The following is a 25,586-nucleotide window of genomic DNA, read 5'->3' on the forward strand; positions in this document are numbered from 1 at the left end:
TCTTTATTAATAGTTAATTATTATATTCTTACGTTTTAATTATATCGGTCATAGATAATAGTTTCTTTGACCTTTTTAAAAATACCAGTTGAACTCATTTGATATATATTCTTTGTGAGAAAATGAATATCTCCATTCTTAAACTCCATATCATCATCAATAAGCATTTGCTCCATTTGATTGACTATTATTTGTCCATCAGTAAGTATTTTAAAATCACTCCATCTTAATACCTCTCCCTCAGCTGAATATCTTTCATCTAACATAATTGCATCAATAAAATTACCTTTTTTATCATAACTATTTAATTGAAAATAAAATATTGGTTCATCATTATCGATATGTGTCATAAAGATAATACCTTTATAAGTAATATTTTTATAATTAAAATAAACAGCAGGAAAATAAAAAGAATATTTTAATGGAATTCTAACTAAGCTTGGTTTATAAGAGAACTCTTTAGCCGAAAATCTGAATGGCATTTTGGAGTTTGGTGATATATGTAATCCTCCTGCTTCATCTTCCCAATAATATTTAGTTATGTCATTGGAAGTGTAAGGTAGATCTATTTTTTTATAATGCTTGAGTTCATTTTTAAAAGTATCTGCAATTGCAATATTAACATTTCCTAACATAGCTAAGAAAAAAATAATGGGATAAATTAATGGTTTCATTCTTTGATTTCCTTAACTTTCTTCATATCATAATATTCAACATGTAAATGATGATCGTGATTTGTAGTTTCTTTTGGAATATGGTTTAAAAAGTATTTTTTTCCTTTTAAGGTATAACTCAAACCTAACATTTTTTATCACTTAATATTGAGTGACCTAACAAATTTAATTGTTGATTTAATCCTTTAACTGATAATAATCTGTCTTTTTCTAAAAAAGTAAATATTTTGTTTGGTCATAAAAATCATAAAATTTACTTTTTTATCAATTATGTATTTCCCTATTTTTATCAATGTAATAATAAATACCAAACCGCTTAATCTTAATCATATTTTATGCTTACACTGTTAAAATTATTATATATCATTTATAGTTATACTTTTTATTCACTACCAGATAATGATTAAAACTACAAATAGAATTGATTGTAGGTACTGAATAGTAAACAAAGTGGTACTAGATAATGTGAATATTTCATCTGTTAACCTTAATTATTTCCTTATTTTTGAAAAAGCTGCGTTTAAAATCACAACTTTTTCTCTGTAATCATTTAACTTTTTTATTATTTTATTCTTCCAAATCCAACTTCCTCGCTAATGAGCGAGTTGTTTTTCAATATTGGTTATTTCTTGTTTATAATTTTGAATTAAACAAAACATAACTTTAGATAAATAAGGATCTGTCTCTCCTCTATTACCAGAAACTGGAGGTGGTAATTCTAAACAACTTGAAGCCATTTTTTTCTGTAATTTTAAATAAGATTTTTTTATTGTATTGTTATTTTTATTCAATAAGTTAATTTTTTGTTTTAATCTATTATGGTAATGTTTATAAACATCTACATAGCAACTATAATATTCTTCTTTATCATATTCATCTTCACATGATTTAAGTTCTTGTGAATCAATTTTTGTGACTGATTTATTCGAAATAACATTGAATTGATTTGGATAAACGATTTGATATCGTACCCCATTTTTAACATTGACCAACATATCTTGAAGTACAAATTTCATTTTTTGATTATCAATTTTATAGTGTTTCCAAAACATTGGAGAAATACCTTCTTCTACCTCTATCAAATATAATGTATTTATCTCTCCCTCTGAGGTTATAAAATAATGCTGGTAAGCAGCTGCAAAATCAGAAAGATTAATATAATTATTAGCCAAATAAATCCTATCTTTTACAATATTATCTTTAACTATTGATAGGAATATATCACCTTCATAAATAGTACCATCAGATTCGATATTATAATTTTCTGACATACTTAATGTCAGTTGAAAATTTTGTCCGTTATAGATAATTACCGGTTCTTTATAAATCAATTTATATAACTTTTTTAAATCAAATTTGAGATTAAATTTTCTAATAGGGCAAAGTTTATCTATTTTTTCTTGTTCTGATTCGCTCAATTGTCTATAATTTTCAGGATAAGTACAATCTTTATCTAATTTATTCATATCGATTTTTCTAAACAATGGGTCGCCACGATATTTGTCTTCTATTTGATAGTGCTGACTATAACAGTAGGAGCTAAATAGTAAACAAAGTGGTACTAGATAATGTGAGTATTTCATTTTTTAACCTTTTATCCTTTTCTTATTTTGAATAAGTTGCGTTTAAATAAATTGCAACTTTTCTCTTTGATATTTAAGTTATTTAATCATTTTCATTCTTGCAAATCCGACTTACTTGCTTGGAAGTAAGTTATATATTGCCATTATTTTTTACAAATTCTATTCACGGATAATACACAATTTTTACTTGTTATTAATTTTTCTCCAGAATATGAATTGGTTATTAAAATTTCTTTATTATTAGTCTGTGGCTCGACTGTTTCATGTTGCAATCAGTGAGTATTATAACTAATAGGATAATTAGTATATAATTGAAATTTTTTCATAATATTATTTCCTTTATAGAACCTGGTTTAAATTCTGAATGTAGATGAGTATTATGAAGATCCTTTTTTAAATCTTGTTTTGCATTATCAAATTTTTTCTTATTGTTACCTGTTATTTGTTCATTAAAATTAAATTTATGCATGGCATTAATAAATTTTTGTTCATCGTTATCATTTAAATAAAGAGTATCAATACTTTTTCCATTTACATGTTCAGAACTAGGAAAACAGGACCCTTCAGCAAAACAACTACCAGTAGTTGTTAACTGCAAACCTGTTTCAGCTAAAGCACCAATAAAACCAGCTAAAGGATCTGGTCCTGTATAGCGCCTTTTTGTATTGCTAAAGACATAACTAATTATTACATCGTCTTTAGTATAATTAATTTTATCTGGCATCCTAACTATTTCGATATTTTTATTTAATGCTTTATATCGTCGCCAAATCATGCCTAGATCACTATGTTTACCATATTCTGCAATATCTCCATTTTTAAATTTAACTCTTTTTTGGGTATCTCCTTCCTTTAAATTTTCTTTATATTCAATAATATTTGGATCTTTCCTATTCGGCGCACTTATTACTACACCATTTGCTTTTTCCTTAGTAGTATGCCAATCACAAATACATATTTCATGTTCATTATTCTTTTCATCATGATAAACATACTTATATTTTTGCTCGTAGCCTTTCGATATTTCCAGTGGTATATGTTTTTCAATTTTTCCATCGTGGTAAATATGATATGTCACTATACCTGGACTTATAAATCTACCCATTATTGACACTGGATGAATAAACCATGCTTTACCATCAGCAGAAAGGTTGCTTAGTGCGGGTGTTTGGTCGTTTGTTGGTTGGGCTTGTTGTTGGTTTTGTGCCACTTCTTGCCACCAAAGGGATGGTTTAATGCGTTGCTCTTTTTCCAGTTGCCAATGTATTTTGGTTTCCTCGTGTGCTTCATCGACACTGTTTAACGCTGAGTTTCGCTTAAAAGGCATCGTTATATTATTGTCATCTAACCATTTTTCAATTAATTTTTTCTGTTTCTGTGTTTGTTTCTCAAATAAATTATCTATTTCGTTCCATTTGGTTAGCGCTTCGTCTGCATACCATTCACTTTCATATTTTATTATTAAGTGACCTATCATTTCGGCTATCCAACTATTGCGTAGGCCATCTTTCAGAAATTCAACAGTAAAAGGTGGCAGTCCTTTTTTTCGCTGAACAGAATATAACAGTGATTCAATTAAGATTTTATGCATAGCTTTCATTGAATCAGTGTATTCTTTAATATCTAATGTTCCTGCTCGGTTATCGTTTATTTTAGTATAAAATTCTCCTACAGAAGCTTTTTCGATTACTGTCTCAAATCCTTGCCAATGCCAGGGACTGATTCGTTTAACGTGCTCTTGAGCATCTTTTTTGATGTTTACCCAACCTGTTATTGACCAACGCTCTTCATTTCCTGCGGTGACTTTTACCCAAATTGAATCCGTGCTTTCGTCTTCTATAGTGATTAAATTCTCATTACTTAATGAATCTAATGATACTGTCCGTGGAAAATGTACCGTGTTATCTTTAGTTGCAGGAGGTAAATTATCAAATGATAGCGGAAAATTATTCCAATAAGGTATTACGGTATTGAGTGTCCCATCTTGTCCAAATAAGTGAGAGACATCTTTTGACGCTATCCAATAATGTTTAGTATTCACACAAAAACGTATTTTGACAGATGAACTATTGTGATCAACTTCAACAAGTTCAACCTTATCCGGAATATCAGACTTGGTTAACTGCGGATAAGTTTTATTATATCTATTTTCTAACTGTTCTTTATTGTCGGCTGTTAAAGTGATTTCTAAAGTCTTATTCGATAAGTCGTTATCATTTTCTTCAATTTTTTTATCAACTTTAGATTGTGCAGCCAGATTGTTATCAGCATAGTATTCCTTTGAATTTAAAGTATATTCCAGGTTAATTTTAACGTAATAACTATCTTTATCACTGGTAAACTTTATCCCTAATCCTGAAGTTAAGTTTCCATCCGTTTTTGATGCTTGTATCAATCTTGCACCTTTTGCAATCAGAATTAGTTTTTTTTCACTCTCGGGTAAATTATCGGCTAAAGCGCGGGTTTTGGTAATAAATGCTGATAAATCCTCACAGGTAAATAATTCAACATGTAACAAAGGCGGTAATTTTGTATCTGATGGTCGTTTTATTGTGGATATAGATGCTTGTGCAGGCTCATTAAAATGGTCTGTTTGCTGTTGATTATGTCCGATATAACCAATAAAATCACCACTTGAAATCGCAATCGGCGATTTTAATACCACAATGTCATTGAATTTTTCAGGTTTAAACGTTAATGAAGTCAGTGAGGTTACCTTGACATAACCTTTATGTGGTGCGTCTGTACTGCCATTTTCTTTTACTAATAGGTTTGGAACGTCACAATCATTAATTTTACTAATTTTAGCGTATCCGTTTTCTTGCCCATCTAATTCAAATGTTGCCGTTAGTGGTAAATAAGTCAATTTTTGTTTATCATCAGCAGTTTCGTATACGGCTATGCCCTTTACGTTCACTTCTGGAGAATCTACAGTGTTATTGTCTTCTTTTACAACTTCATAATTTTGATTGGTATCGGCTTTTTTTCCTGTTGGTTCGGGTGATACATCGCTATGCCAAACATAACCAGTAATAGTATCTAATTGCTGTTTAAATTCGGTTGAGGTCACCAATGTCCCTTCTGATATCGAAACAATTTTAAACCAACCGGCTTTAGTTGCGTGTTTTTCACTTAAACAAATCTTACTTCCTTTTAACAATAAGCCAACCACTTCGGTTCCACTGCCATTTGCTCTAATTACGCTGCCGAAAACAGTATCCGTCTTATTCTCGTCAGCTTTTCCTGAACCAAGTTGCCAATAGTGAGGATATTGTACGTTTGTTTTTTCATCTTTCATTTTTTCCTGATAACCATACCAATCAAGCTGATGCATATACAAACTGTATAAGGTTATTGCCGGTTGCTCAGCTTCTGCATCCGTTGTTTTTGGCATTTGTAATAGGTGTCTTACTAATGTAAAACCAGTCGAAAAATAAGCAACATTTTTTAGAGAGCCTCGTAGTGCAGTAGGTACATTTTCGTCTGGATAGGTTATTTTAGGGTAGACATCATTGATACGATAAGCTATGACTTCACCATTAGCCATGCAATGTAATTGTTCATCATTGCCAAGTTTGTTCAGTACTTTTTCATCGAGATGTATTCCACCATGCCATAAACCATTTTCTCCAAATGGGTAAAAACCGTTATTAGCTTCGGATAATGTCCTATAGTAGGTATCTTGGTTTAATTCTTCATCACCAACCGGAAAAATGAATTTCGTTGTTTTTTTTATGGACATTTATTATTCCTTTATAGATTATCCTGAAAAATTTGTAGAGCTAAATGAGGTATTCTTTTTTGATAATCGTGCACCTTCTTTATTATTGTGATTTGATTTTGGTGACACTATAAAATGATAACGAGTTTCATCTTTATGAAGGGCTATTTGATTTACACCATTAACCGGGTCATGATTTAAACCACCGCTCAACTGATTCATCAGTTTAGTTAATCCTTTGTTCATGTTATCCTCTATGAGTACTTCATGCTTATTAAAAATACATTATTGTTATTGTTATTGTTATTGTTATTGTTATTGTTATTGTTATTGTTATGAATTATTAGATAGTTTTATTTTGTCAATAAATTGCTTATTTAATTATTTATAATTATCAATAAAGAAATGGAATTAATTCACATTAAAAATTAATCTAAAATTGGTTACAAAAATACCTTGTTTTATGTGATTTGCAATCTTTTTTTAAAATATTTTTATATTTCTAATAAGATAGTTAACTTACTGATATCAGTAATCAATTAACAAAAAGTACTTAAAAATTTGTTACTTAAACATAATCAAAAAAGACCAATAGATTTTGCAGAATTTTTATTGAATAATTTTTCACTGAATTTTATTAAAGTTTATATCTAGAAATTTCATTTTACTCAAACATACCCATAACCTGAAACTTTTTGACAAAGTAACTGACAGCACAATGGTAAAAAATACTTTTTAAAAGTATTACTAAGATAATGAATAGAATTTAGATAATTTTGAATGATTAGATTTAAATGAACATAAAAATATAATTATATTAGAATGTTACAATTTATTCTGTAAAAAATATTCAGGAGTCTATACCATTTCGTTATTAAAAACACAGTTTATAAGAGATAAGCTCAAAGGATATTAGTAAAAAGGTTAAGCCTTGTATTAGTTTGATCCGTTTTTAAATATTAAATTCATATAAAAAATTGAAACGGTATAGACTCCTGAATATTTTTTACAAATGCTGAAAGAGTATTTTTCATTATTTTGTCGATAAAACATTCACTAAGGGATCATTACCCTAAGATCCAATTTAGCATACAAATCTTCCTAACTTTTTATTTCAATGTTTAACCAGTTTTTGCCTAAAGTTTCATTAATAGTTTGATTGGTAAACGTTGAACATTTCGGCTATAATTCTTTGCTTTAACGCCTGTAATAGCATATGAAAACCCACTTTAATTTATCATTACTATCATCTATTTTATTAATATTAATGCCGTTTGATATCTATGCTGCAGATTTTAGTGGTCATGATTTGTCAATTTATTGGGGTATTCCCTTTGTCGGAATTTTACTTTCAATTGCGTTAATGCCGCTGTTTTTACCACGGCTTTGGCATCATCATTATGGTAAAGTCACATTAGGCTGGACGCTGATATTTTTATTGTTTGCATTGGTAACGTTTGGCTGGCAAACAACGTTAAATTTAACAGCGCACGCCATTATTGCTGAGTTTATCCCTTTTATTTTATTACTGCTGGCACTGTTTACAGTTTCGGGGGGGATTTTAATTAAAAGTGATGTAGTAAGTACCCCAAAATTAAATGTTGGTTTGCTGGCAATAGGAACTCTGCTTGCATCAGTAATGGGTACAACAGGTGCAGCCATGCTAATGATTCGACCTTTAATTAGAGCTAATCGTGATCGTCAACATGCCGTGCACATTGTTATCTTTTTCATCTTTTTAGTCGCCAATATTGGAGGCGGTCTTACACCGCTGGGTGATCCTCCTTTATTTATTGGTTTTTTAAAAGGCGTCGATTTTGGTTGGACAGTTCAACATATGCTGTTGCCTGTTTTGCTGACATCGAGCTTGTTATTGGCTATTTTTTATATGATTGATCACAAATATTTTAGTCGGCAATATGGTGAATTACCCGTAATGGGCAAGACCTTATCACACAACAAATCAATTAAAATTTATGGGATTAAGAATATATTTTTATTGGTAGCAATTATTGCTGGTGTACTTATGTCGGGTATTTGGCAATCACCGATTAGTTTTGAGTTTTTAGAGGTTCATATTGCATTGCCAAATTTAGTGCGCGACATCATTTTTGTGATAATTACTATTACATCGATGCTTATAACCCCGAAGCAAGTAAGAGCAGGAAATGAATTTAATTGGGATCCAATTATTGAGGTTGCCAAGCTATTTTTAGGAATTTTTATCACTATCGTTCCTGTTCTGGCTATTTTAAGAGAGGGTCATGACGGTGCTTTGGCGCCCGTTGTTGCTTTGGTAAGTGATTCGCAAAACACTCCAATTAATAGTATGTATTTTTGGCTTTCAGGTTTGTTGTCAGGATTTTTAGATAATGCGCCCACTTATTTAGTCTTTTTTAATTTAGCCTCTGGCGATGCCGAACTTTTAATGACCACACTTGAAAAAACTTTACTTGCAATTTCAATGGGATCTGTTTTTATGGGAGCACTTAGCTATATCGGTAATGCTCCTAACTTTATGGTTAAAAGTATTGCAACCCAAAGCAAAATCATTATGCCTAGCTTTTTTGGTTATATGAAATGGTCAATTGGTATTTTGATTCCAGTATTTATAATAGATAATTTAATCTTTTTTGTGCTGTTCTAAATTAACTTTGCCAATCATCTTTTTAACCAAATAAAAGCTAGCATTATCTAAATTTACTTAACCACTGAGATCGACCAGTGGTTGTATTAAAAAAGCGGCATAAGAGTGATTGGCTAACTCACATTTACCGTCTAAACTAATTGAGATTCAACTATTCACTCTCCACCGATCGCCATCTTTAACATCTAAATCTTTTTTACTGTCGTTTTAATGGATGGTTGATGTTTTTTACTTGTAGTATCAATATTGAATTCACTCTCACCCGTTAACCTAAGAACACCTTGTTCTGTCTACCATTCAAATGATGCACGTGTTGGGAGCAAATATAAACATCAGTCTGCAACGACAATTTTTAGCTACATAGACCTCTCCTTTTAAATTATCAAAATACCCTTTAGTACGCTTACTTATCTTCTTATTCACTTTCATTTAATCGTTTGGCATCAAGTTCTGCACAGATGGACGCATAAATGTCATCAAGTTTGTAAAATTTACCAATCCAAAACATAGAAGCTATGATTAAAATTGCAGGTAGATAGAGATAGCAAAGCTTGATGGCAAAAAGTGCACTTGTTACTTGTTCTGCATTAGCGATATAACCACCAGAAGAGAGCAAAAAGCCTGTAATTGCACCTGCACCTGCCATCGCAACCTTACCTAAAAAACCGTTTATAGAGGTTAAGATACCGGCAGTATTAATGCCTGTTTTCCAAACACCATAATCAACAGGATCGGCTTGCATTGAAAAATAGATCGCTAAACGTTGACCTGCTCCAATCGATAAAATCACCGCACCAATTATTAAGCCAAGATGATTAATGCCAGATAGCATCATAATCCCCATTCCGACTAAATTAATGGTGCTAGCAAATAGGTAAATATGGCGTTTTTTAAGACGATTAGCTAAGAAAGGAACGGTGAGCGTTCCAAGCAATGGTACAAAAGTTGATATACCTGCAATAATGGCGGTTAATTCAGTGCTTTGGACATAATAATTGAAAAAATAAACTAACGTGCCCGTTTGTAAAAAGAATGCTCCCCACATGAGAAAGATATTGAAAGCAAATACTTTCCAAGGGGTATTATTTCTTAGACCTTGCCATGCTCGTGTTAGCGTCATTTTATCTTGGGTTATTGAGATTTTTTCTTCAACATTTTTAAAACTGACGATTAAAAAGAAAGTTGCAATGCCACCAAAAATGATTGCAGTATATAAAAAACCATGATTTTGATTACCATTACCTAGCGTTGCAACTAAAGGTAATGTTGCCACTGCAACAATGGTTGATCCTAACGATCCTAATAAAATTCTTACTGAGGATAAGGTTGTACGTTCTAAAGAATCGGCCGTTAAAAACGGTAACATTGCACTAAAAGGGATATTAACAATGGTGTAGATAAATGACAGACACAAGTAGGTCACAAATGCATAGATAAGTTTACCTGTGGTACCAAAATCGGGCACATAAAATACCAACACACATAGTATACCAAAAGGAATTGCGCCGATTAATAACCATGGGCGACAACGTCCCCAACGGGTTGATGTATTATCAATGATAAGTCCCATTAATACATCAGCGACACCATCAACCAATCGCGTAACTAAAAACATAATACCAACATAGTAAGCAGGAAGTTCCATTACATCGGTATAAAAATACATAAGATACAACGAAATTAATTGCCATACTAAGTTGCAGGATAAATCAGCAATCCCATAACCAATTCGTTGTTGCCAAAGTTTAAATATTGAATGCATCATTTTAATGATCCTTTAATAATATTGATTGGTTAAAGAGAGTGTTGACGAATAAACCAAGCAGGTGTACAGCTCCATGCATGGCAGTAACTGTTAATTATTTTGTTTCCGTAAGGTGAATAATTGAGATCATTGGGATCAAAAAGTTCCCAAAAAGTGTCAGCGCCATATTCAACCATTTTTCCCCAATAGGCTTTAATTTCGTCTATCGCCTGTTTTTTCATACCGACTTTTAATAAGGCTAAAATATAGTGATGACGTAAGTAAGGTGTATTCATACAGATATCAGGAGGAGTTAATAGCAACTTATTCATCAATTTTTGCTGATGGTTACGATCCCCTACATCAGCAAGAATCATCCAAATTTGCGTTGCATAGCTAACTTGACGTTGCGCTCCACTTATGTAAAATCCTAATTTGTCATCCCATAGTTGGTCGGCAGCGTGTTTAAGAAAATCCAATTTTTGTTGTAAATTTGAGGATATTTCTGGTTGAAAGGTTTGAGATAGTTTTATCGCTTTGTCTAAACAATAGATTAAAACACCTTGTGAAGCACCTTGTTTATTGAGTTTTTCATGCCAATCAATAAATGACCACCAGTCATCACTATCAACTAGTAGCCCATATTCATCACAACGTTTTAGCGCGATGTCGATCTGTTGTAAGGCTATAGGCCATAATTCTTTGACCGTATTATGATCACTTGTTGCCATGAAATAGTCATATAAGACATCAATGTAAAACAGCGAATAATCGAATAAGAATGTATCATCAGCAATAATTTGTGGTTTGACAAAAATATTGGCCGAAACCATTCCATCTTCTCGCCTATGGCTTGCAAACAAATATAAGCAACGGCGAACAAGGTCATGTTGTTTAAATGTAACATTGTTGACTAAAGCTTGAAGACGTAAGTCTCCTAACCACAATCGTCTATCTCGTTTAGGGCCATCTTCAAACACCTCTTGCATACAGTTTCGCAATGTGTGCACTGATACTTGATCTATTTTAGCGAGTTGAGGATCTTGTGTTTGACACTCAATACAGTATTTAGGCGCTGAACTTACCGTTTTAAACTCGAGATCTTTAAACGTCAAATTGTATTTAGGCGATAGTGAAACAACCTCTATTTTCAAATAGCGAAAACAGTAACGTCTGGATAAAGTTATTTGTGCAGGTAGCACATCAATGTATTCGTCGTGTTCTTGTAACCAACTTTTACTTAACCATCCTTGATATTGACTAAATGGCTCTGCAAGTTCAACCAAAGTTTCCGCAAAGGTAAACTTGATATGTGCAGGAGCATCGGGAGGACTGCCTACCGCATCACACAAAAAAGATAAATAGCCAACACCATGTTGTCCAAAATCAATAATAAAACTTTCGCCAGTTTGAAAGCTTTGATTGAAATAAACTGTCGCAGGGCTAATGACTTTAGCCGACCATCCATGAACCGCTTTAGGATCATTGACTAATGTGATGATATCTTGCGCTTTGATGATTGTTTGATGAATTGTGGGTAATAAATTTTCGGCTTTAGAAATAAACGTTGTGTCTCGAATCATAACAAGATCATTATTTTTTTGCATCGCTTGTGACATAGTCTTCTCCTTTAAAATATCTATTTTTAGGAGTATAGCTATGCGGTGCTTAAGGCAGCTACTTTGACACTGCCAGATTAGCGGTATAAATGGCAGTAGTAAAAAGATCATTAAGTGTCAGTTCACATTTTTAGAATTATTATTTTAAACGGAAAGTTAATTACATTATTGTATGAGGAGTGAAAGTGAAAATAATTTTAACAATCATTACGACTACACCTTTTTTAACTCAGCATTTTCACTCAGCATAACTAGAATTAATTAAAAGAAGTTAGGTAAGCATTATGAACCATTTAAAAATCATTACTTATTTTAATTCTGAATTAGATAAATTAGCACTGTATAAAAGTGATCCAGAAGGTAATAGTTTTGAGCATAACCATGAGTTTGATGAGCTGGTCATTGTAGAGCAAGGCCATGGACTGCACGTTATTAATGGTAAACCTTTATTTATTCAACAAGGTGATGTGTTTTTAGTACGTTGCCATGATTATCATTTCTATGATGATCTAGGCACTTTAAAACTGACAAATATCTTGATTAATCCTCGTCGAAAATTTATGTTTTTAAATAAGATAGAAATGTTATTGAATCGAATTTCCGCAAGTGATTTAAATTCTTATGTTTGGTTAGCACCTAGCCTCAGAAAAGAGTGTAATGCTGTTATCGATCAAATGTTCGATTTGCAAAACTCATTAGAGTATCGTGAATTTTTATTTTTTAAATTAATTACCATTATTGATCAATCAAAACGGCAAGCACAAAAAAATAACACACGTTATAAGCTTCACCTTCTGCTTAATCATTTACAAGAAAACTGCTTTGATGAATATGATTGGCATACTATTGCTCAACATTTTCATTTAACGCTTAGAACAATGTTCAGGCATATTAAACAAGCAACAGGTTTAACACCAGAAAACTACATCAAACGACTACGATTATTATCTGCACGCTCAAAAATTCGTGAAAGTGATATGACCATTACTGAAATATCTTTACTTTGCGGTTTTATCAATAGTACTCATTTTACAACGCTATATAAAAAAACATTTGGTATTACACCAAGTGAAGAAAGGAAAATCGGTAAGCAAAATTCAGTAGATTAAGCGAATAATTAATAGCTCAGCTTGTAAGTTTAATAGGTTGTCAAAAGTGTGAGTCTTCGCACAAATTTGATAAAAAGTCCAAACTACCTATAAATTACAGCCAAAAAAAGATTTTCCATGTCCAGATATTAAAGGTCAGATAAGATTTTACTCTTAGAATATAGATATAATGATTAGTAAAACGATGAGGTCATCTATGATTCAGAAGCTGCTTGATAAGGATTTTTTTGTTTCTAGTGAGCAAAACATCACCCTTGAACCTCGAGCACCACAACCCGTATATCCTGAACATACTCATAATTTTAATGAAATTGTTATTGTTACAAAGGGTTCGGGTAAACATATTTTAAATGGTCAGCTTTTTGACCTTTATCCAGGCATGATGTTTTATATTCATGCAAGTGATTGCCATTTATACGAAAACGTTAATAATCTACATTTAACAAATATCTTATATAAACAGCCCGATAAATTCAATTTCATCAATGGCATTGGCGAATTAATACCTACCCAAAATTCTAGCCAATCGCACTATTTTGTGGACAAAAAATGTAACCAACATGTGCAAACCATTTTGAATCAACTCAATCAAGTTAATGAACAGCCAAATCCCGTTCAGGAAAGCCTTTTTTTTCAGCTACTTTTGTTGTTTAAACAAAATCAGTATGTGAATCAAGGATCAGGTTCGACAGATACTCGAGTTAAACAGTTATTACACTGGCTACAAATTCATTTTAAAGAAGCTATTGATTGGGATAAGATCACTCAACAATTTTCACTGTCACTGCGCTCTTTTCATCGCCACATGAAAAACCAATTAGGTATTACTCCTCAAAAATATTTAATAAAATTACGTTTAGCAGAGGCCTATAGCCAATTAATATATACTAGTAAATCAATTACCGAAATTGCTCAGGAATGTGGATTTAATGATAGCGCCTACTTTTCAACATGTTTTAAACAAGAGTTTAAAGTTGGTCCACAAATATTACGTAATGATCCAGAAAAACGTTATCATTAATGGTTATACAAGGACGTCAGGAACAGGTTATGAATAAACATTTACGTTTATATAAGCAGGACTATTTTATTTCAGAAATAAATACTGTTACTGTCGAAAAAAGAGATGATCAACAGCCTTTTCCTTTGCATAATCATGATTTCCATGAAATTGTCATTGTCTGTTCGGGTAATGGTTTGCATCATTGGAATGATTATATTTATCCTATTACCAGTGGCGATATTTTATATATCACACCTAAAGATATTCATGGTTATGAATCAGTAAATAATCTTAAATTGTTTAATATATTATATTTGCGAGAAACGCTTTTTTTATCAACAATAATTGAAAAATATCTTCCTAAACATAATGCTAAACATACGGAACGCGTTTGGCGTATTAATCCTTCATTTATTAAGCAGCTCTCGCCGTTAGTTGATCAATTAACCTTAGAATCAAAAAAAAATAATTTAGCTTCAGTGCATTTGTCCGAAGCGTTATTTTTACAGTTATTGATTTTGTTAGATAGAATCAAGCAAGTTCCTAATGAACAATCCCCTACAGCAACTCATCAGTTGGATCTGCTCTTTACAACACTGCATAACAATATTGGCAGTTCATTTAATTTAGAGATGTTTTGCAAACAAAATCATATTGCTAAACGTTCGATTAGTCGTTTATTTAAAAGCCAAACTGGCATGACCATTAATGAGTATCTGCAAAAACGTCGTTTATGTAATGCGATGTCATTACTGCGAAATACTCAATACTCGATCAGTATGATTTCATCAGAATGTGGTTATGATGATAGTAACTATTTTTCTGTTGTTTTTAAAAAAGAGACGCAACAAACGCCATCCCAATATCGAGCAAAATTCAAAGATAAGATTAATAACAATCTAAATTTATTGAATTAAATTAGATTAGATTATTAAAGTTAACTCTCTTTTAAATCAGTAAAAGAGAGCAACACATTAATTGAGGTAAAATACGGGTAATAACTCTTCACTTATTGGGCTATTATCGGCATTACTTGGCATAATATCTTGCATAAATGCCCACCATTTTTGACAAGCTTGAGTTTTAGCAACCGCATCCCAACGCTCTTGGGATTCAATTTCTACATATGCGAAAAGTAAACTGCGTTTAGTATCCAAAAAGATCGAATAGTTGTGCGCACCGTGCGCTTTGAGTTCTGTGACCAACTCCGGAAATATTTCATCGTGTCTTTTTTTATATTCCGCATGTTTATCTGGATGTACTTGCATGATTGTTGCTTTTCTTAACATAATCATTCCTTTTAATCTTATTTATAAATAACAAGATAGATTAAATAAATATCATCTAATCTATCTCGACGTTATTAACGGATGAATGTTTTATTCATATATAGCATGATAAAGTTGTTCAATTTCACTCACATTTGTATCACGAGGATTACCGCCCGTGCATACATCATCAAAAGCAGCTTTTGCAAGTGCAGGGATGTCTTCACGTTTCACTCCAATTGCTTTCAAATTAGCTGGAATACCCACATCTTGATTAAGTTGTTTTACGGCATCAATAGCCGCTTGTCTGGCTTTCTCAATGCTCATACTTTCAGTGCCAACAACCCCCATTGCCTTAGCAATATCACGGAATTTATCAGCGGTAAAATCAGCATTGTATGCCATGATATGAGGGAGCAAAACTGCATTTGCCACACCATGTGGTGTACTATAAAATGCGCCTAGAGGATGAGCCATACCATGGACAAGGCCTAAACCAACGTTTGAAAAGCCCATGCCAGCAATATATTGCCCAAGTGCCATCTCTTCCCCCCCTTTTTCGACGCCTTTAACCGAATCACGCAGTGAACGTGAAATGATTTCAATCGCTTTTAGATGGAACATGTCAGAGAGTTCCCATGCACCTTTAGTAATATACCCTTCGATAGCATGAGTTAACGCATCAACCCCCGTTGCTGCTTTTAAACTTGCAGGCATGCTCGCCATCATATCGGAATCAATAATGGCAACTGCTGGAATGTCATGCGGATCAACACAAACAAATTTGCGTTTTTTCTCTTCATCTGTGATAACGTAATTGATCGTTACTTCAGCAGCAGTTCCGGCTGTAGTTGGTATGGCAATGGTTGGAACCGCCGGTTTTTTAGTTGGTACAACGCCTTCTAAACTGCGGACATCGGAATATTCAGGATTATTAATAATGATGCCAATTGCTTTAGCAGTATCTTGTGGTGAACCGCCACCAATCGCGATTAGATAATCAGCACCCGATTGTTTGAAAATTTCAACGCCCTTTTGCACTACACCAATCGTAGGATTAGGTATGACATCATCAAAAATTTGATAACTCAAACCATTGTCATCCAATAAATTTGTAACTTTGGTCGCAACATTGAATTTAATAAGATCTTTGTCCGTTACAACCAAAGCTTTTTTAAAACCTCGTTTTTTAACTTCATCCACAATGTGAACAATTGAACCTGTGCCAAAATATGACGTTTCATTTAGAATCATACGATAAGACATAATTTTTTCCTTCAAATTAATTTGCCATGCCTAAACCAACAATATTGGCAGCAACAATAATCACCAAACAACCAATGCAAAGTACTCTTACTGGTTTTGTACCAGTACCAAGCCACTCTTTTAATACTAATCCAACGATGCCACCACATAATACATAAAAACTCATATGTAACATCCAACTCATAAAACCATATTCGGTTGGGATATTGGCATGTCCCCATGCATAAAAGAAGAATTGGAAATACCACATTGCACCACCCAATATGGCAAAAAGTACATTACTGATGAGTAACGATTTTGCAACAGAAATATCTTGTTTGAATGACAGATCTTTTTTAATACAGAGGCGTGTAATACAGAAACCAAGATTAACAATCGCTCCGCCACCCATAATGACAACATAACTTGGTAGTGCAACATAAAGGTTATCAACACCTAATTCAGCCGCTTTTGTGTGCATAGGTACAGCTGCACTCATGGCAAATGACATACCAGCTGAAAAAATACCACACATAATAGCCAGCAATAACCCTTTTTTAAGGTTAAAATCGACGACTTGTACTCCAAGGGTTTTCTCTTTTAAAAGTCCAGCATAAGTAACAATACCAACCCCGAAAACTGCGACAGCAACGCCTAGTAATGTCATTTTACCGCCAGTTGAAGCAACCAGTTCCCCAAATTTTCCTTGTAAAATCGGCGTCATCAAGGTACCAACAATTAAGGTAATACCAATTGCGATACCGATTCCCATCGACATACCCAAATAACGCATGGTAAGGCCATAGCCGACATTACCCACTCCCCACATTGCGCCAAATAGAAAAACGGGTATCAATATTTGTGAACCAAATGAACCATAATAAGCCCAAAAATCGGGTAATAAAAAGTAGCTAATAGACCATGGTAAAATAATCCAAGAAAACAGACCTGCTATTGACCACATCGTTTCCCATGACCAGTTTTTCACTTTTTTTAATGGTGCATAAAAACAAGCAGCAGAAGTGGCACCCACAAAGTGCCAAAAAATGCCTAGAAAAATCGAACTACCCATATTTGTATCCTTATATCTAAACAATATTAATTAGGCTATTTTTACTAAGCTTATTTATTGTTTTAAAGCATCCTCTAAAGGAGTAACATCAAACCGTTGAGCAAGTAGCCTAAATTGCTCAGTCGTAATGGTTTGTCTCTTGCCGCCCATTGATAATACTTTAACTAATACTTCCGCTGATTTTTCAGCCGTATCAATTAAGCCAAAGGCTTCATCTAAGGTTTGCCCTGTGCCAAAAACGCCATGAAAAGCCCAAAGTACTAAAGTGTGTTTTGCCATTTCTTGCGCGGTTGCATAACCAATTTCATCTTTGCCCGGTACCATCCAAGGCACCACTCCAACACCGTCAGGAAAGACTACCAAGCATTCGGTACTCATTTCCCATAACAAGCGGGTAATGACCGCAGTATCAAGTTCAAGCACATAGGTTAACGCAATTAAATTGGTCGCATGGCAGTGCATAATGACACGATCTTTACCCTGACTTTTCTCAATTCGGACAATATGTGATTGCAAATGTGCTGCCAATTCTGAAGTTGGCAATCCACCATTAATCAATCCCCACATGATGTAATAGCCTTTGCCTTGTTCGTCAATTTTTACAACCGCTAAAGTATCATCAGGATCTAAAATCACATTACGAAAGAATTTACCCGAACCTGTAACTATAAAGTATTGATTGGCCAATTTACTTACATCTTGAGTAAGCGTTACATGACGTGGGTTTTGATAAAAATCGTTTTTGAAAGATATGATATCGCTTTCCAATAATCGCAGACTTACATTACCGCCATTACGTTCATCCCAACCTTTTAACCACATGTCATAGGTCGCTTTAATCATGCCTTGAACAAACCATGAAGATTGTATTTGTTGCATAGTTATCACCTTTATTATCGTTGACTTAATACTTGTTGTTCATACTGACGAACTTCGTCTAACCATGCTTGCCCTACTGGGACATCATTAAGTTGACAATATTTGTCCCAAACTGCTTGCCAAGGCAGTGATTTTTGTTCTTCTAATAATGCTAAACGGGAAGTAAAATCACGGTTATGTTCATATTGTTTGAGCTTATCTGTTGGTTCTAATAGAGCTTTTAATAGACATTTTTTCATATTGCGAGTACCAATTACCCAAGCAGCAATTCGGTTGATGGAGGCATCAAAAAAGTCTAAGCCGATATGAACACGATCGAACAATTTATTACGAATGATCTCACTGGCAATATTTTGAGTTTCATCATCAAATAACACGACATGATCGCTGTCCCAACGTACCGGACGGCTAACGTGTAGTAAAAGATGTTCAACAAATGGCATAACAGCTGAAATCTTATCTGAAATAACTTCTGTTGGATGGAAATGACCAGCATCTAAACACAATGCCGTTTTACGAGAGGTAGCATAAGCTAAATAAAATTCGTTAGAGCCAGCAGTATAGGATTCTAAACCAATACCAAATAATTTACTTTCGACTGCATCAATATGATATTTTGGATCGATTTTTTCACTAATAATCTCATCAATAGATTCGACTAGACGCTGTCTTGGTCCAAATTTGTCAACGGTGATATCTTTCATGCCATCTGGTAACCAGATATTCATAATTGATGGCGTACCTAACTCTTTACCAAAGTATTCTGATACTTTACGACACGCTTTGCCATGATCGATCCAAAATTGACGGATTTGGTCGTTAGTGTGAGTTAAAGTCCCGTCATTACTCAATGGATGCGAAAAGTAAGTAGGATTGAAGTCTAAACCAATTTGTTGTTTTTTCGCCCATTTAACCCAATTGGCAAAATGTTCGGGTTTGATCTCGTTACGATCAACTTTGTGATCGGCTTCTAGGTAACAGGCATGTAAGTTCAGACGTTTAGGTCCAGGAATTAAACTAAATGCTTTATCTAAATCTAAGCGGAGTTCATCAGCACTACGAGCTTTGCCAGGATAATTTCCAGTTGCTTGAATACCTCCAGTTAATTCGCCCTCTTGCTTTTCAAAACCAGCCACATCATCACCTTGCCAGCAATGTACTGAAATTGGCAAGCGAGCCATAGCGGCAATGGCAGCATCCGTGTCTACACCTATTTCAGCAAATCTTGATTTGGCAATTTGATATGCATTTTCAACTACATTCATGGAATACTCCTTTATAAAATTTATAATTTTTTTATTAATTAACTATTGTTTGGATAGTAGTATTTGGTATCAAAATTTTGAGCAATGATCTGACGCAAAGTTTTGACATTTTTAATAGCGCCTAACGAAATCAATTGATAACCCACGTTCCCGAGTGCTGAAGATTCAATTGGCCCAGCAGTAACATTGATTTGACAAAGATTGGCACATAACTGATTTAAAAAAGTGTTTTGGCAGCCACCGCCAACGATATGTAACGTATTGATTTCTTCATTTGTGATCGTTGCCAATTCTTTAATTACATCACGATATAAATGAGCCAAACTGTCAAAAACACATCGTACTAACTCCGATAAACGTTCAGGTGCATGACCGTAATTTTCTAAACAAACTTGTTTAATGGTTTCTGTCATTGATTGAGGATTTAAAAAACGAGAATCATTTGGATTGATAATGTAGGCAAATGGGGATTCTTGTTGTGCTAATTGAATTAATGAGGTGATATCCTTAACTTCGTATTCAGCGCAGATTCGTTGGAATAACCAAAGTCCCATTATGTTTTTTAATACCCGATAATACCCATCAACGCCACCTTCGTTGGTAATATTGGCATTTAATGCTTGTTGCCCAGTAAACGATTGTTTTGATTCAATCCCCATTAATGACCACGTACCAGAACATAAATAAGCACTGTTTTTATCGGTAATGGGTGCAGCAATAACTGCACTAGCCGTATCATGACTAGCAATGGCTATGACAGGAATTTGATCGCCTGTTGGTGCTCGCCACATTCCAACTTGATTCCCAGGTTGAGTAATTTCACCAAGCCATTTACGCGGAACACCCAAATAGTTGAGCAAGTCATCATCCCAGTCATGAGTAGCAACATTAACTAATTGAGTGGTAGAGGCGTTAGTGTATTCGCGATTTAATTGGCCAGTTAACCTATAAATAAGATAATCCGGGATCATCACTAAATCGGTTACTTGTGATAACCAAGTGGGATGTTCAATCATCATCGCTTTGAGTTGATAAAGCGTATTAAAAGTAAGAAATTGGATACCTGTTTTTTGATAAATCGTTTCTTTGCCCAGTTCTGATTGCACAAGTGACATGATATTATCTGTTCGGTGATCACGATAAGCGTAAGTGGGGCCAACTACTTGTCCATTTTTATCAAGCAATACATAATCAACCCCCCAAGTATCAATACCAATACTATCAATTTTGATATTTTGCTGAATAATTTTATTTAGACCGATTAATATTTGTTGTTCCAGATAAACTAAATCCCAACAAAAATGATTACCTATCGCTTTAAATTCATTATTAAATCGGTGAATCTCTTCAAGCGTTATTTTTTGATTTTGCTGTTGATAGCATGACAGCATTACCCGACCACTGGATGCCCCTAAGTCTATTGCTACAATATATCTATCTTCCATTAACACTGCCCTTAGTTTTATTAATGGTGATAGTTTAGATAGAAGTAAATATAGAGACTTTTAATTGATTGCCATTGTTTAATGGATATTGGCAAAATTTTTAAACTAAGTGTGATCTATCACACAAATTGCCGATTTTATGGGTTTTATACATTCCAATAAATTATTGGTATAATGATTCTTTTATACAAAATTTGAGAGTAATCCATGTCAAATCAGTTAAAAGCAATTATTCAGTATCTTCTTCCTAAACAGTTATTAACCTCGTTATTTGGTTGGCTGGCGAAAAAGCAATTAGGTAAAGTTACTACTTGGATAATTCAGGGCTTTATGAAACTGTATAAAATAGATCTAAGTGAAGCAAAATTAGAAAATGCCGAAGACTATAAAACTTTCAATGATTTTTTTGCACGTAAACTAAAAGAAGATGCACGCCCAATTGATAGCGCGGTTAACTCTATAGTTATGCCTGCTGATGGGACTATTAGCCAATTTGGTACGATTCAAGATAATTTATTATTACAAGCAAAAGGACATTATTATTCTTTAGAATCACTCCTTGCTTGCCATTCCGATATGATTAAATTCTTTAAAAATGGCTCTTATGCAACCACCTACCTTTCACCAAAAAATTATCACCGTTTTCACATGCCTTGTGATGGGGTTTTACGTGAAATGATTTATGTACCGGGTTCACTCTTTTCTGTGAGTCAAGCAACTACTGAATGTATACCAAATATTTTTGCTCGCAATGAACGGGTAATCTGTTTATTTGAAACCGATTTCGGACCAATGGCACAGATTTTAGTTGGTGCAACCATCGTTGGCAGTATTGAAGTACAATGGGAAGGCTGTATTACTCCACCACGTGAAGGCATAATGAAACGTTGGGTCTATTCAGGTGAAGTAAAATTAGTTAAAGGACAAGATATGGGATGTTTTAAACTCGGTTCAACCGTCATTACCTTGTTTGCATCTAACACAATTGAATTTGATAGCCACTTAAAAGTTGGTAATACAACACGTGTTGGTCAAAAATTAGCTGAAAGGATATAGCTTTATGTGGATGCGTAGTATTTTATGTTGTGCTTTATTGCTGTTTACATCAATAACATTAGCTGAACAAACAGCCATTACCATTGATAATGAAGAAGAACTATCACAAACAGTCAATCAATTAAGTGATAAAAATGATGAACTCCGTCAAAATTTAGAACTTCAAAAAACACATTTAACCAGCATTACTAATGAACAAAATAATATTACTACGCAAATATCACATGTTCAAAATACATTATCAACCCTTGCTGAACAAGGAGAATGGTTAAGCTTTTCAACTGCACTTGGCGAAACACTTCGCCAACAATTGTTAAATCTACCAGAAAAACCAAAATCACAACCACTTGATGCAGAAATAGCGGAAGCAAAAGTTCAACAATTAAATTACAGTACTAATTTAAAGGCATTAGAGAACTATCCTACATTATCAAACCCACTTAATAGTTCAAAACTTGCCAGCCAGTATCGCCGATCAATTCGAGAACAAAGCGAATTGCTTAAAACGTTAATTTCAGGTACAGATACCACTATTTTGGAGTTAACAAAATTAAAAATATCCAATACACAATTAACCAATGCCATCGATGAAGTTAATGATGCGGCACATCGTTATTTTTTCTGGGTTGCCGATGTAAATCCAATTTCGTTGGAATATCCAGTAAATTTAGCTAAAGATGTGGTGTATGTTCTTTTTTCTATTGATACGCTAACTCAACTGTATAATGCCAGTTGTGAAATATTATCTTCACCTAAATTACTATTCTTATTAACATTATCTATGATATTTGTTTTCGCACATTTCAAAATGCGAGCTAAATATTATGCATTTTTAAACAAATCCGCTGCGCGTGTGGGTAAAGTAACGCAAGACAGTTATTCATTAACGTTAAAAGTGGTTGTCTACTCGTTAATCATGGCGTTACCTGTACCCATTTTATGGGCTGTGTTTGGTTATGCATTACAACAAATTAATTGGGATTATCCGGTAGCTATAGCTCTAGGCTATGGTGTTAATGCTGCAGCACCGATTTTATGGGTCTTTATAATCACGGCTCATTTTGCGGAAGAATCAGGACTCTTTATTACCCATTTTGGCTGGTCAAAAGCTAACGTCCGTGAAGCAATGAAATATTATAAACTTTCAGTTTGGTTAGTGATCCCCCTTGTAATGATTGTGATGAGTTTTGATCAGTTTAGTAACCGCCAATTTGCTGCTACTATTGGTCGTAGTGCTTTTATTATTTTGTGTTTTGCATTAGTATTTATGAGCAACTCAATTCACCGAGCGGGTGTTCCATTGTATATAGATAAAAAAGGCTCTGGTGATAATCTCTTAAGCCATATTTTATGGTTTATCTTATTGAGTGCTCCGTGGTTAGCCATTATTGCCGCCTTTTTAGGATATTTATCAACGGCTCAAGTTCTATTAGGTCGCCTTGAAGCTTCTGTTTTTATTTGGTTCGGTTTATTAGTTATCTATTTTATGATTCGTCGTTGGATGTGGATCCAAAAACGTCGCATCGAATTTGAACGAGCAAAACAGCGCCGACTAGAACGTATGCAACGCGCTAGAGGTCATGAGGAAGAACTAACAATTAATGACAATATGGATGAACCTGTCATAGATTTAGATGCAATTAGTGCTCAATCGTTACAGTTAGTTAGATCGATTATTATGCTGATAGCATTAATCAGTATGATATTACTTTGGTCAGAATTGCACTCAGCTTTTGCCTTTATGAACAATATTAAACTCTGGGGCACGAGTGTAATAATAAATGGAACCGAAGTTGAACAGTACATTACTTTAGGCGCTGTTTGTATTGCCATTTTAGTTATGACCATTACCGTTCAAATAGTAAAAAATCTGCCAGCACTACTTGAATTAGGTATTCTTCAACATTTAGATTTAGCCCCAGGCACGGGGTATGCCATCTCAACCGTATCAAAATATATCGTTTTGATGATAGGCAGTATGATTGCGTTTTCGTTTATCGGTATTGATTGGGCAAAAATTCAGTGGCTTATTGCGGCACTAGGTGTCGGTTTAGGATTTGGTTTACAAGAGATATTTGCAAACTTTATTTCAGGTTTAATCATCTTGTTTGAAAAACCTGTGCGGATTGGCGATACCGTTACCATTCGGGATTTAACGGGAAATATCACCAAAATCAATACGCGTGCCATTACTATTGTCGATTGGGACCGTAAAGAAATTGTTATGCCCAATAAAGCGTTTATTACCGAGCAACTAGTCAATTGGTCATTATCAGATTCAATAACCCGAATTGTATTAACCATTCCAGCAACCATTGATGCGGATAGCGATCTGGTGATCAAATTGCTACAGCAGGCTTGTGAAGAGTGTGAATATGTACTTAAAGATCCTGAACCACAAGTGTTTTTAGTGGATATTCAAGAAGGTATTCAGTTGTTTGAAATACGCGTATTTGCAGCAGAAATGGGACACCGTATGCGGCTACGCAGTGCAATTCATAAACTGATATTAGAAGCTTACCGTGAACACAATTTAAAATTACCATTCCCACCTTTACAAACCAATTTGGAAGCGCTTGGTCGCAAAAGTGGGCGTCGTAGTTATAATGTTGGTACGATTTAACCAAATAGGGTTTCTAACCAAGGTACACCAAATGCACCGGGAGCCAAAAGCACAAATGCCCAAATTGGTGCTGAAGCGATATTAGCTAAATTAAATTTACTTGCTGGCATATGCATCGTGCCAGCAATGAGCGGTACAAATGCTCGTAATGGACCAAAAAACCGACCGATAAAGACGCCTAACGTACCATAACGTTGAAAGAATTGTTCGGCTCGAAAAATAAGTTTTGGGTGTTTGTTTAATGGCCATGAGGCAATCACTTGTTGATGGTAGTGCTTACCTAACCAATAAGATACCCAATCCCCTAAAACTGCTCCGGCTGAAGCAGCAATCATCACAGGAAAAAACGATATCGCACCACCGCCAACTAAGGCGCCAGCCCCCAATAATATGGCAGTTGCTGGCACAAGTAACGAAATAACAGCCATTGATTCACCAAAAGCCAGTAAAAATATAATTGGCAATGCCCACATTTGATGTGTCTGAATAAATTGCATTATTATGTGTGTAATTTCTTGTAATGACATAGTTTGACTTGATAAATTAGCAATTGATATTAGCTTTTTATTTTACCATAATATTAAACGTATAGGATTTGAGCGTATTAATTATTGGCTGCTTTTAAAATAATAA

Annotated in this window: 18 protein-coding genes and 1 pseudogene; 6 read left to right on the forward strand and 13 right to left on the reverse strand. The window is 34.0% G+C overall.

Going from position 1 to position 25,586, the window contains the following annotated elements; genetic code table 11:
• Positions 1 to 35: 35 nt before the first annotated feature.
• The 4 genes from H3S73_RS06280 to H3S73_RS06295 form a co-directional block, all read right to left on the reverse strand.
• Positions 36 to 674, reverse strand: coding sequence for a hypothetical protein (locus H3S73_RS06280; protein ID WP_198236147.1), 639 nt, complete (start codon positions 672 to 674; stop codon positions 36 to 38).
• Between the two features lie 593 nt (positions 675 to 1,267).
• Complete coding sequence (locus H3S73_RS06285; protein WP_144093557.1) at positions 1,268 to 2,140, reverse strand: hypothetical protein; 873 nt, start codon at positions 2,138 to 2,140, stop codon at positions 1,268 to 1,270.
• A 439-nt stretch (positions 2,141 to 2,579) separates the two neighbouring features.
• Complete coding sequence (locus H3S73_RS06290; RefSeq protein ID WP_198236148.1) at positions 2,580 to 5,999, reverse strand: hypothetical protein; 3,420 nt, start codon at positions 5,997 to 5,999, stop codon at positions 2,580 to 2,582.
• 18 nt (positions 6,000 to 6,017) lie between these two features.
• Positions 6,018 to 6,224 (reverse strand): hypothetical protein, encoded by a 207-nt coding sequence (locus H3S73_RS06295; protein WP_198236149.1) that lies wholly within the window; start codon positions 6,222 to 6,224, stop codon positions 6,018 to 6,020.
• A 970-nt stretch (positions 6,225 to 7,194) separates the two neighbouring features.
• Between H3S73_RS06295 and H3S73_RS06300 the strand changes: the two genes are divergently transcribed.
• A complete protein-coding gene (locus H3S73_RS06300) occupies positions 7,195 to 8,625 on the forward strand; it encodes a sodium:proton antiporter (protein WP_198236150.1) in 1,431 nt (476 codons plus the stop codon).
• Between the two features lie 415 nt (positions 8,626 to 9,040).
• On the opposite strand, the gene H3S73_RS06305 is transcribed toward H3S73_RS06300, so the two are convergent.
• Together H3S73_RS06305 and H3S73_RS06310 are read right to left on the reverse strand one after the other, a co-directional pair.
• Positions 9,041 to 10,390, reverse strand: a complete 1,350-nt coding sequence (locus tag H3S73_RS06305) for an MFS transporter (RefSeq protein WP_198236151.1) — start codon at positions 10,388 to 10,390, stop codon at positions 9,041 to 9,043.
• 29 nt (positions 10,391 to 10,419) lie between these two features.
• Positions 10,420 to 11,988, reverse strand: coding sequence for a hypothetical protein (locus tag H3S73_RS06310; RefSeq protein WP_198236152.1), 1,569 nt, complete (start codon positions 11,986 to 11,988; stop codon positions 10,420 to 10,422).
• A gap of 284 nt (positions 11,989 to 12,272) precedes the next feature.
• Between H3S73_RS06310 and H3S73_RS06315 the strand changes: the two genes are divergently transcribed.
• From H3S73_RS06315 to H3S73_RS06325, 3 genes are all read left to right on the forward strand, one after another.
• The gene (locus H3S73_RS06315; RefSeq protein WP_198236153.1) at positions 12,273 to 13,097 is read left to right on the forward strand and encodes a helix-turn-helix domain-containing protein; all 825 of its coding nucleotides are present in this window, start codon (positions 12,273 to 12,275) and stop codon (positions 13,095 to 13,097) included.
• 196 nt (positions 13,098 to 13,293) lie between these two features.
• Complete coding sequence (gene rhaS, locus H3S73_RS06320) at positions 13,294 to 14,118, forward strand: HTH-type transcriptional activator RhaS (protein WP_198236154.1); 825 nt, start codon at positions 13,294 to 13,296, stop codon at positions 14,116 to 14,118.
• A 29-nt stretch (positions 14,119 to 14,147) separates the two neighbouring features.
• The gene (locus tag H3S73_RS06325; protein ID WP_198236155.1) at positions 14,148 to 15,017 is read left to right on the forward strand and encodes a helix-turn-helix domain-containing protein; all 870 of its coding nucleotides are present in this window, start codon (positions 14,148 to 14,150) and stop codon (positions 15,015 to 15,017) included.
• 57 nt (positions 15,018 to 15,074) lie between these two features.
• Here the strand turns inward: H3S73_RS06325 and rhaM are convergent, their stop codons facing one another.
• The 6 genes from rhaM to rhaB form a co-directional block, all read right to left on the reverse strand.
• Positions 15,075 to 15,389, reverse strand: a complete 315-nt coding sequence (gene rhaM / locus H3S73_RS06330) for an L-rhamnose mutarotase (RefSeq protein WP_086351446.1) — start codon at positions 15,387 to 15,389, stop codon at positions 15,075 to 15,077.
• Between the two features lie 90 nt (positions 15,390 to 15,479).
• Positions 15,480 to 16,634 carry a lactaldehyde reductase gene (gene fucO / locus H3S73_RS06335; RefSeq protein ID WP_198236156.1) on the reverse strand — a complete coding sequence of 385 codons (1,155 nt, stop codon included), beginning with the start codon at positions 16,632 to 16,634 and terminating at the stop codon, positions 15,480 to 15,482.
• 16 nt (positions 16,635 to 16,650) lie between these two features.
• Complete coding sequence (gene rhaT, locus H3S73_RS06340; protein ID WP_198236157.1) at positions 16,651 to 17,685, reverse strand: L-rhamnose/proton symporter RhaT; 1,035 nt, start codon at positions 17,683 to 17,685, stop codon at positions 16,651 to 16,653.
• Positions 17,686 to 17,739: 54 nt separating this feature from the next.
• A complete protein-coding gene (rhaD, locus tag H3S73_RS06345) occupies positions 17,740 to 18,564 on the reverse strand; it encodes a rhamnulose-1-phosphate aldolase (protein ID WP_198236158.1) in 825 nt (274 codons plus the stop codon).
• Positions 18,565 to 18,578: 14 nt separating this feature from the next.
• A complete protein-coding gene (locus H3S73_RS06350; protein ID WP_198228823.1) occupies positions 18,579 to 19,829 on the reverse strand; it encodes an L-rhamnose isomerase in 1,251 nt (416 codons plus the stop codon).
• Between the two features lie 38 nt (positions 19,830 to 19,867).
• A complete protein-coding gene (gene rhaB, locus H3S73_RS06355; RefSeq protein WP_198236159.1) occupies positions 19,868 to 21,274 on the reverse strand; it encodes a rhamnulokinase in 1,407 nt (468 codons plus the stop codon).
• A 207-nt stretch (positions 21,275 to 21,481) separates the two neighbouring features.
• Here rhaB and asd point away from each other — a divergent pair, with 207 nt between their 5' ends.
• Both asd and mscM read left to right on the forward strand, forming a co-directional pair.
• A complete protein-coding gene (gene asd, locus H3S73_RS06360) occupies positions 21,482 to 22,330 on the forward strand; it encodes an archaetidylserine decarboxylase (protein WP_086308947.1) in 849 nt (282 codons plus the stop codon).
• A gap of 76 nt (positions 22,331 to 22,406) precedes the next feature.
• Positions 22,407 to 24,953: pseudogene (gene mscM / locus H3S73_RS06365) on the forward strand (miniconductance mechanosensitive channel MscM); the annotation flags it as partial.
• Here the strand turns inward: mscM and H3S73_RS06370 are convergent.
• Positions 24,950 to 25,480: a DedA family protein gene (locus tag H3S73_RS06370; protein ID WP_065737461.1), complete on the reverse strand. Its 531-nt coding sequence runs from the start codon at positions 25,478 to 25,480 to the stop codon at positions 24,950 to 24,952. The pseudogene mscM and the gene H3S73_RS06370 overlap by 4 nt on opposite strands.
• Positions 25,481 to 25,586 lie beyond the last annotated feature (106 nt).

Source organism: Gilliamella sp. B14384G12, assembly GCF_016101825.1.
GTDB classification, from domain to species: domain Bacteria; phylum Pseudomonadota; class Gammaproteobacteria; order Enterobacterales; family Orbaceae; genus Gilliamella; species Gilliamella apicola_N.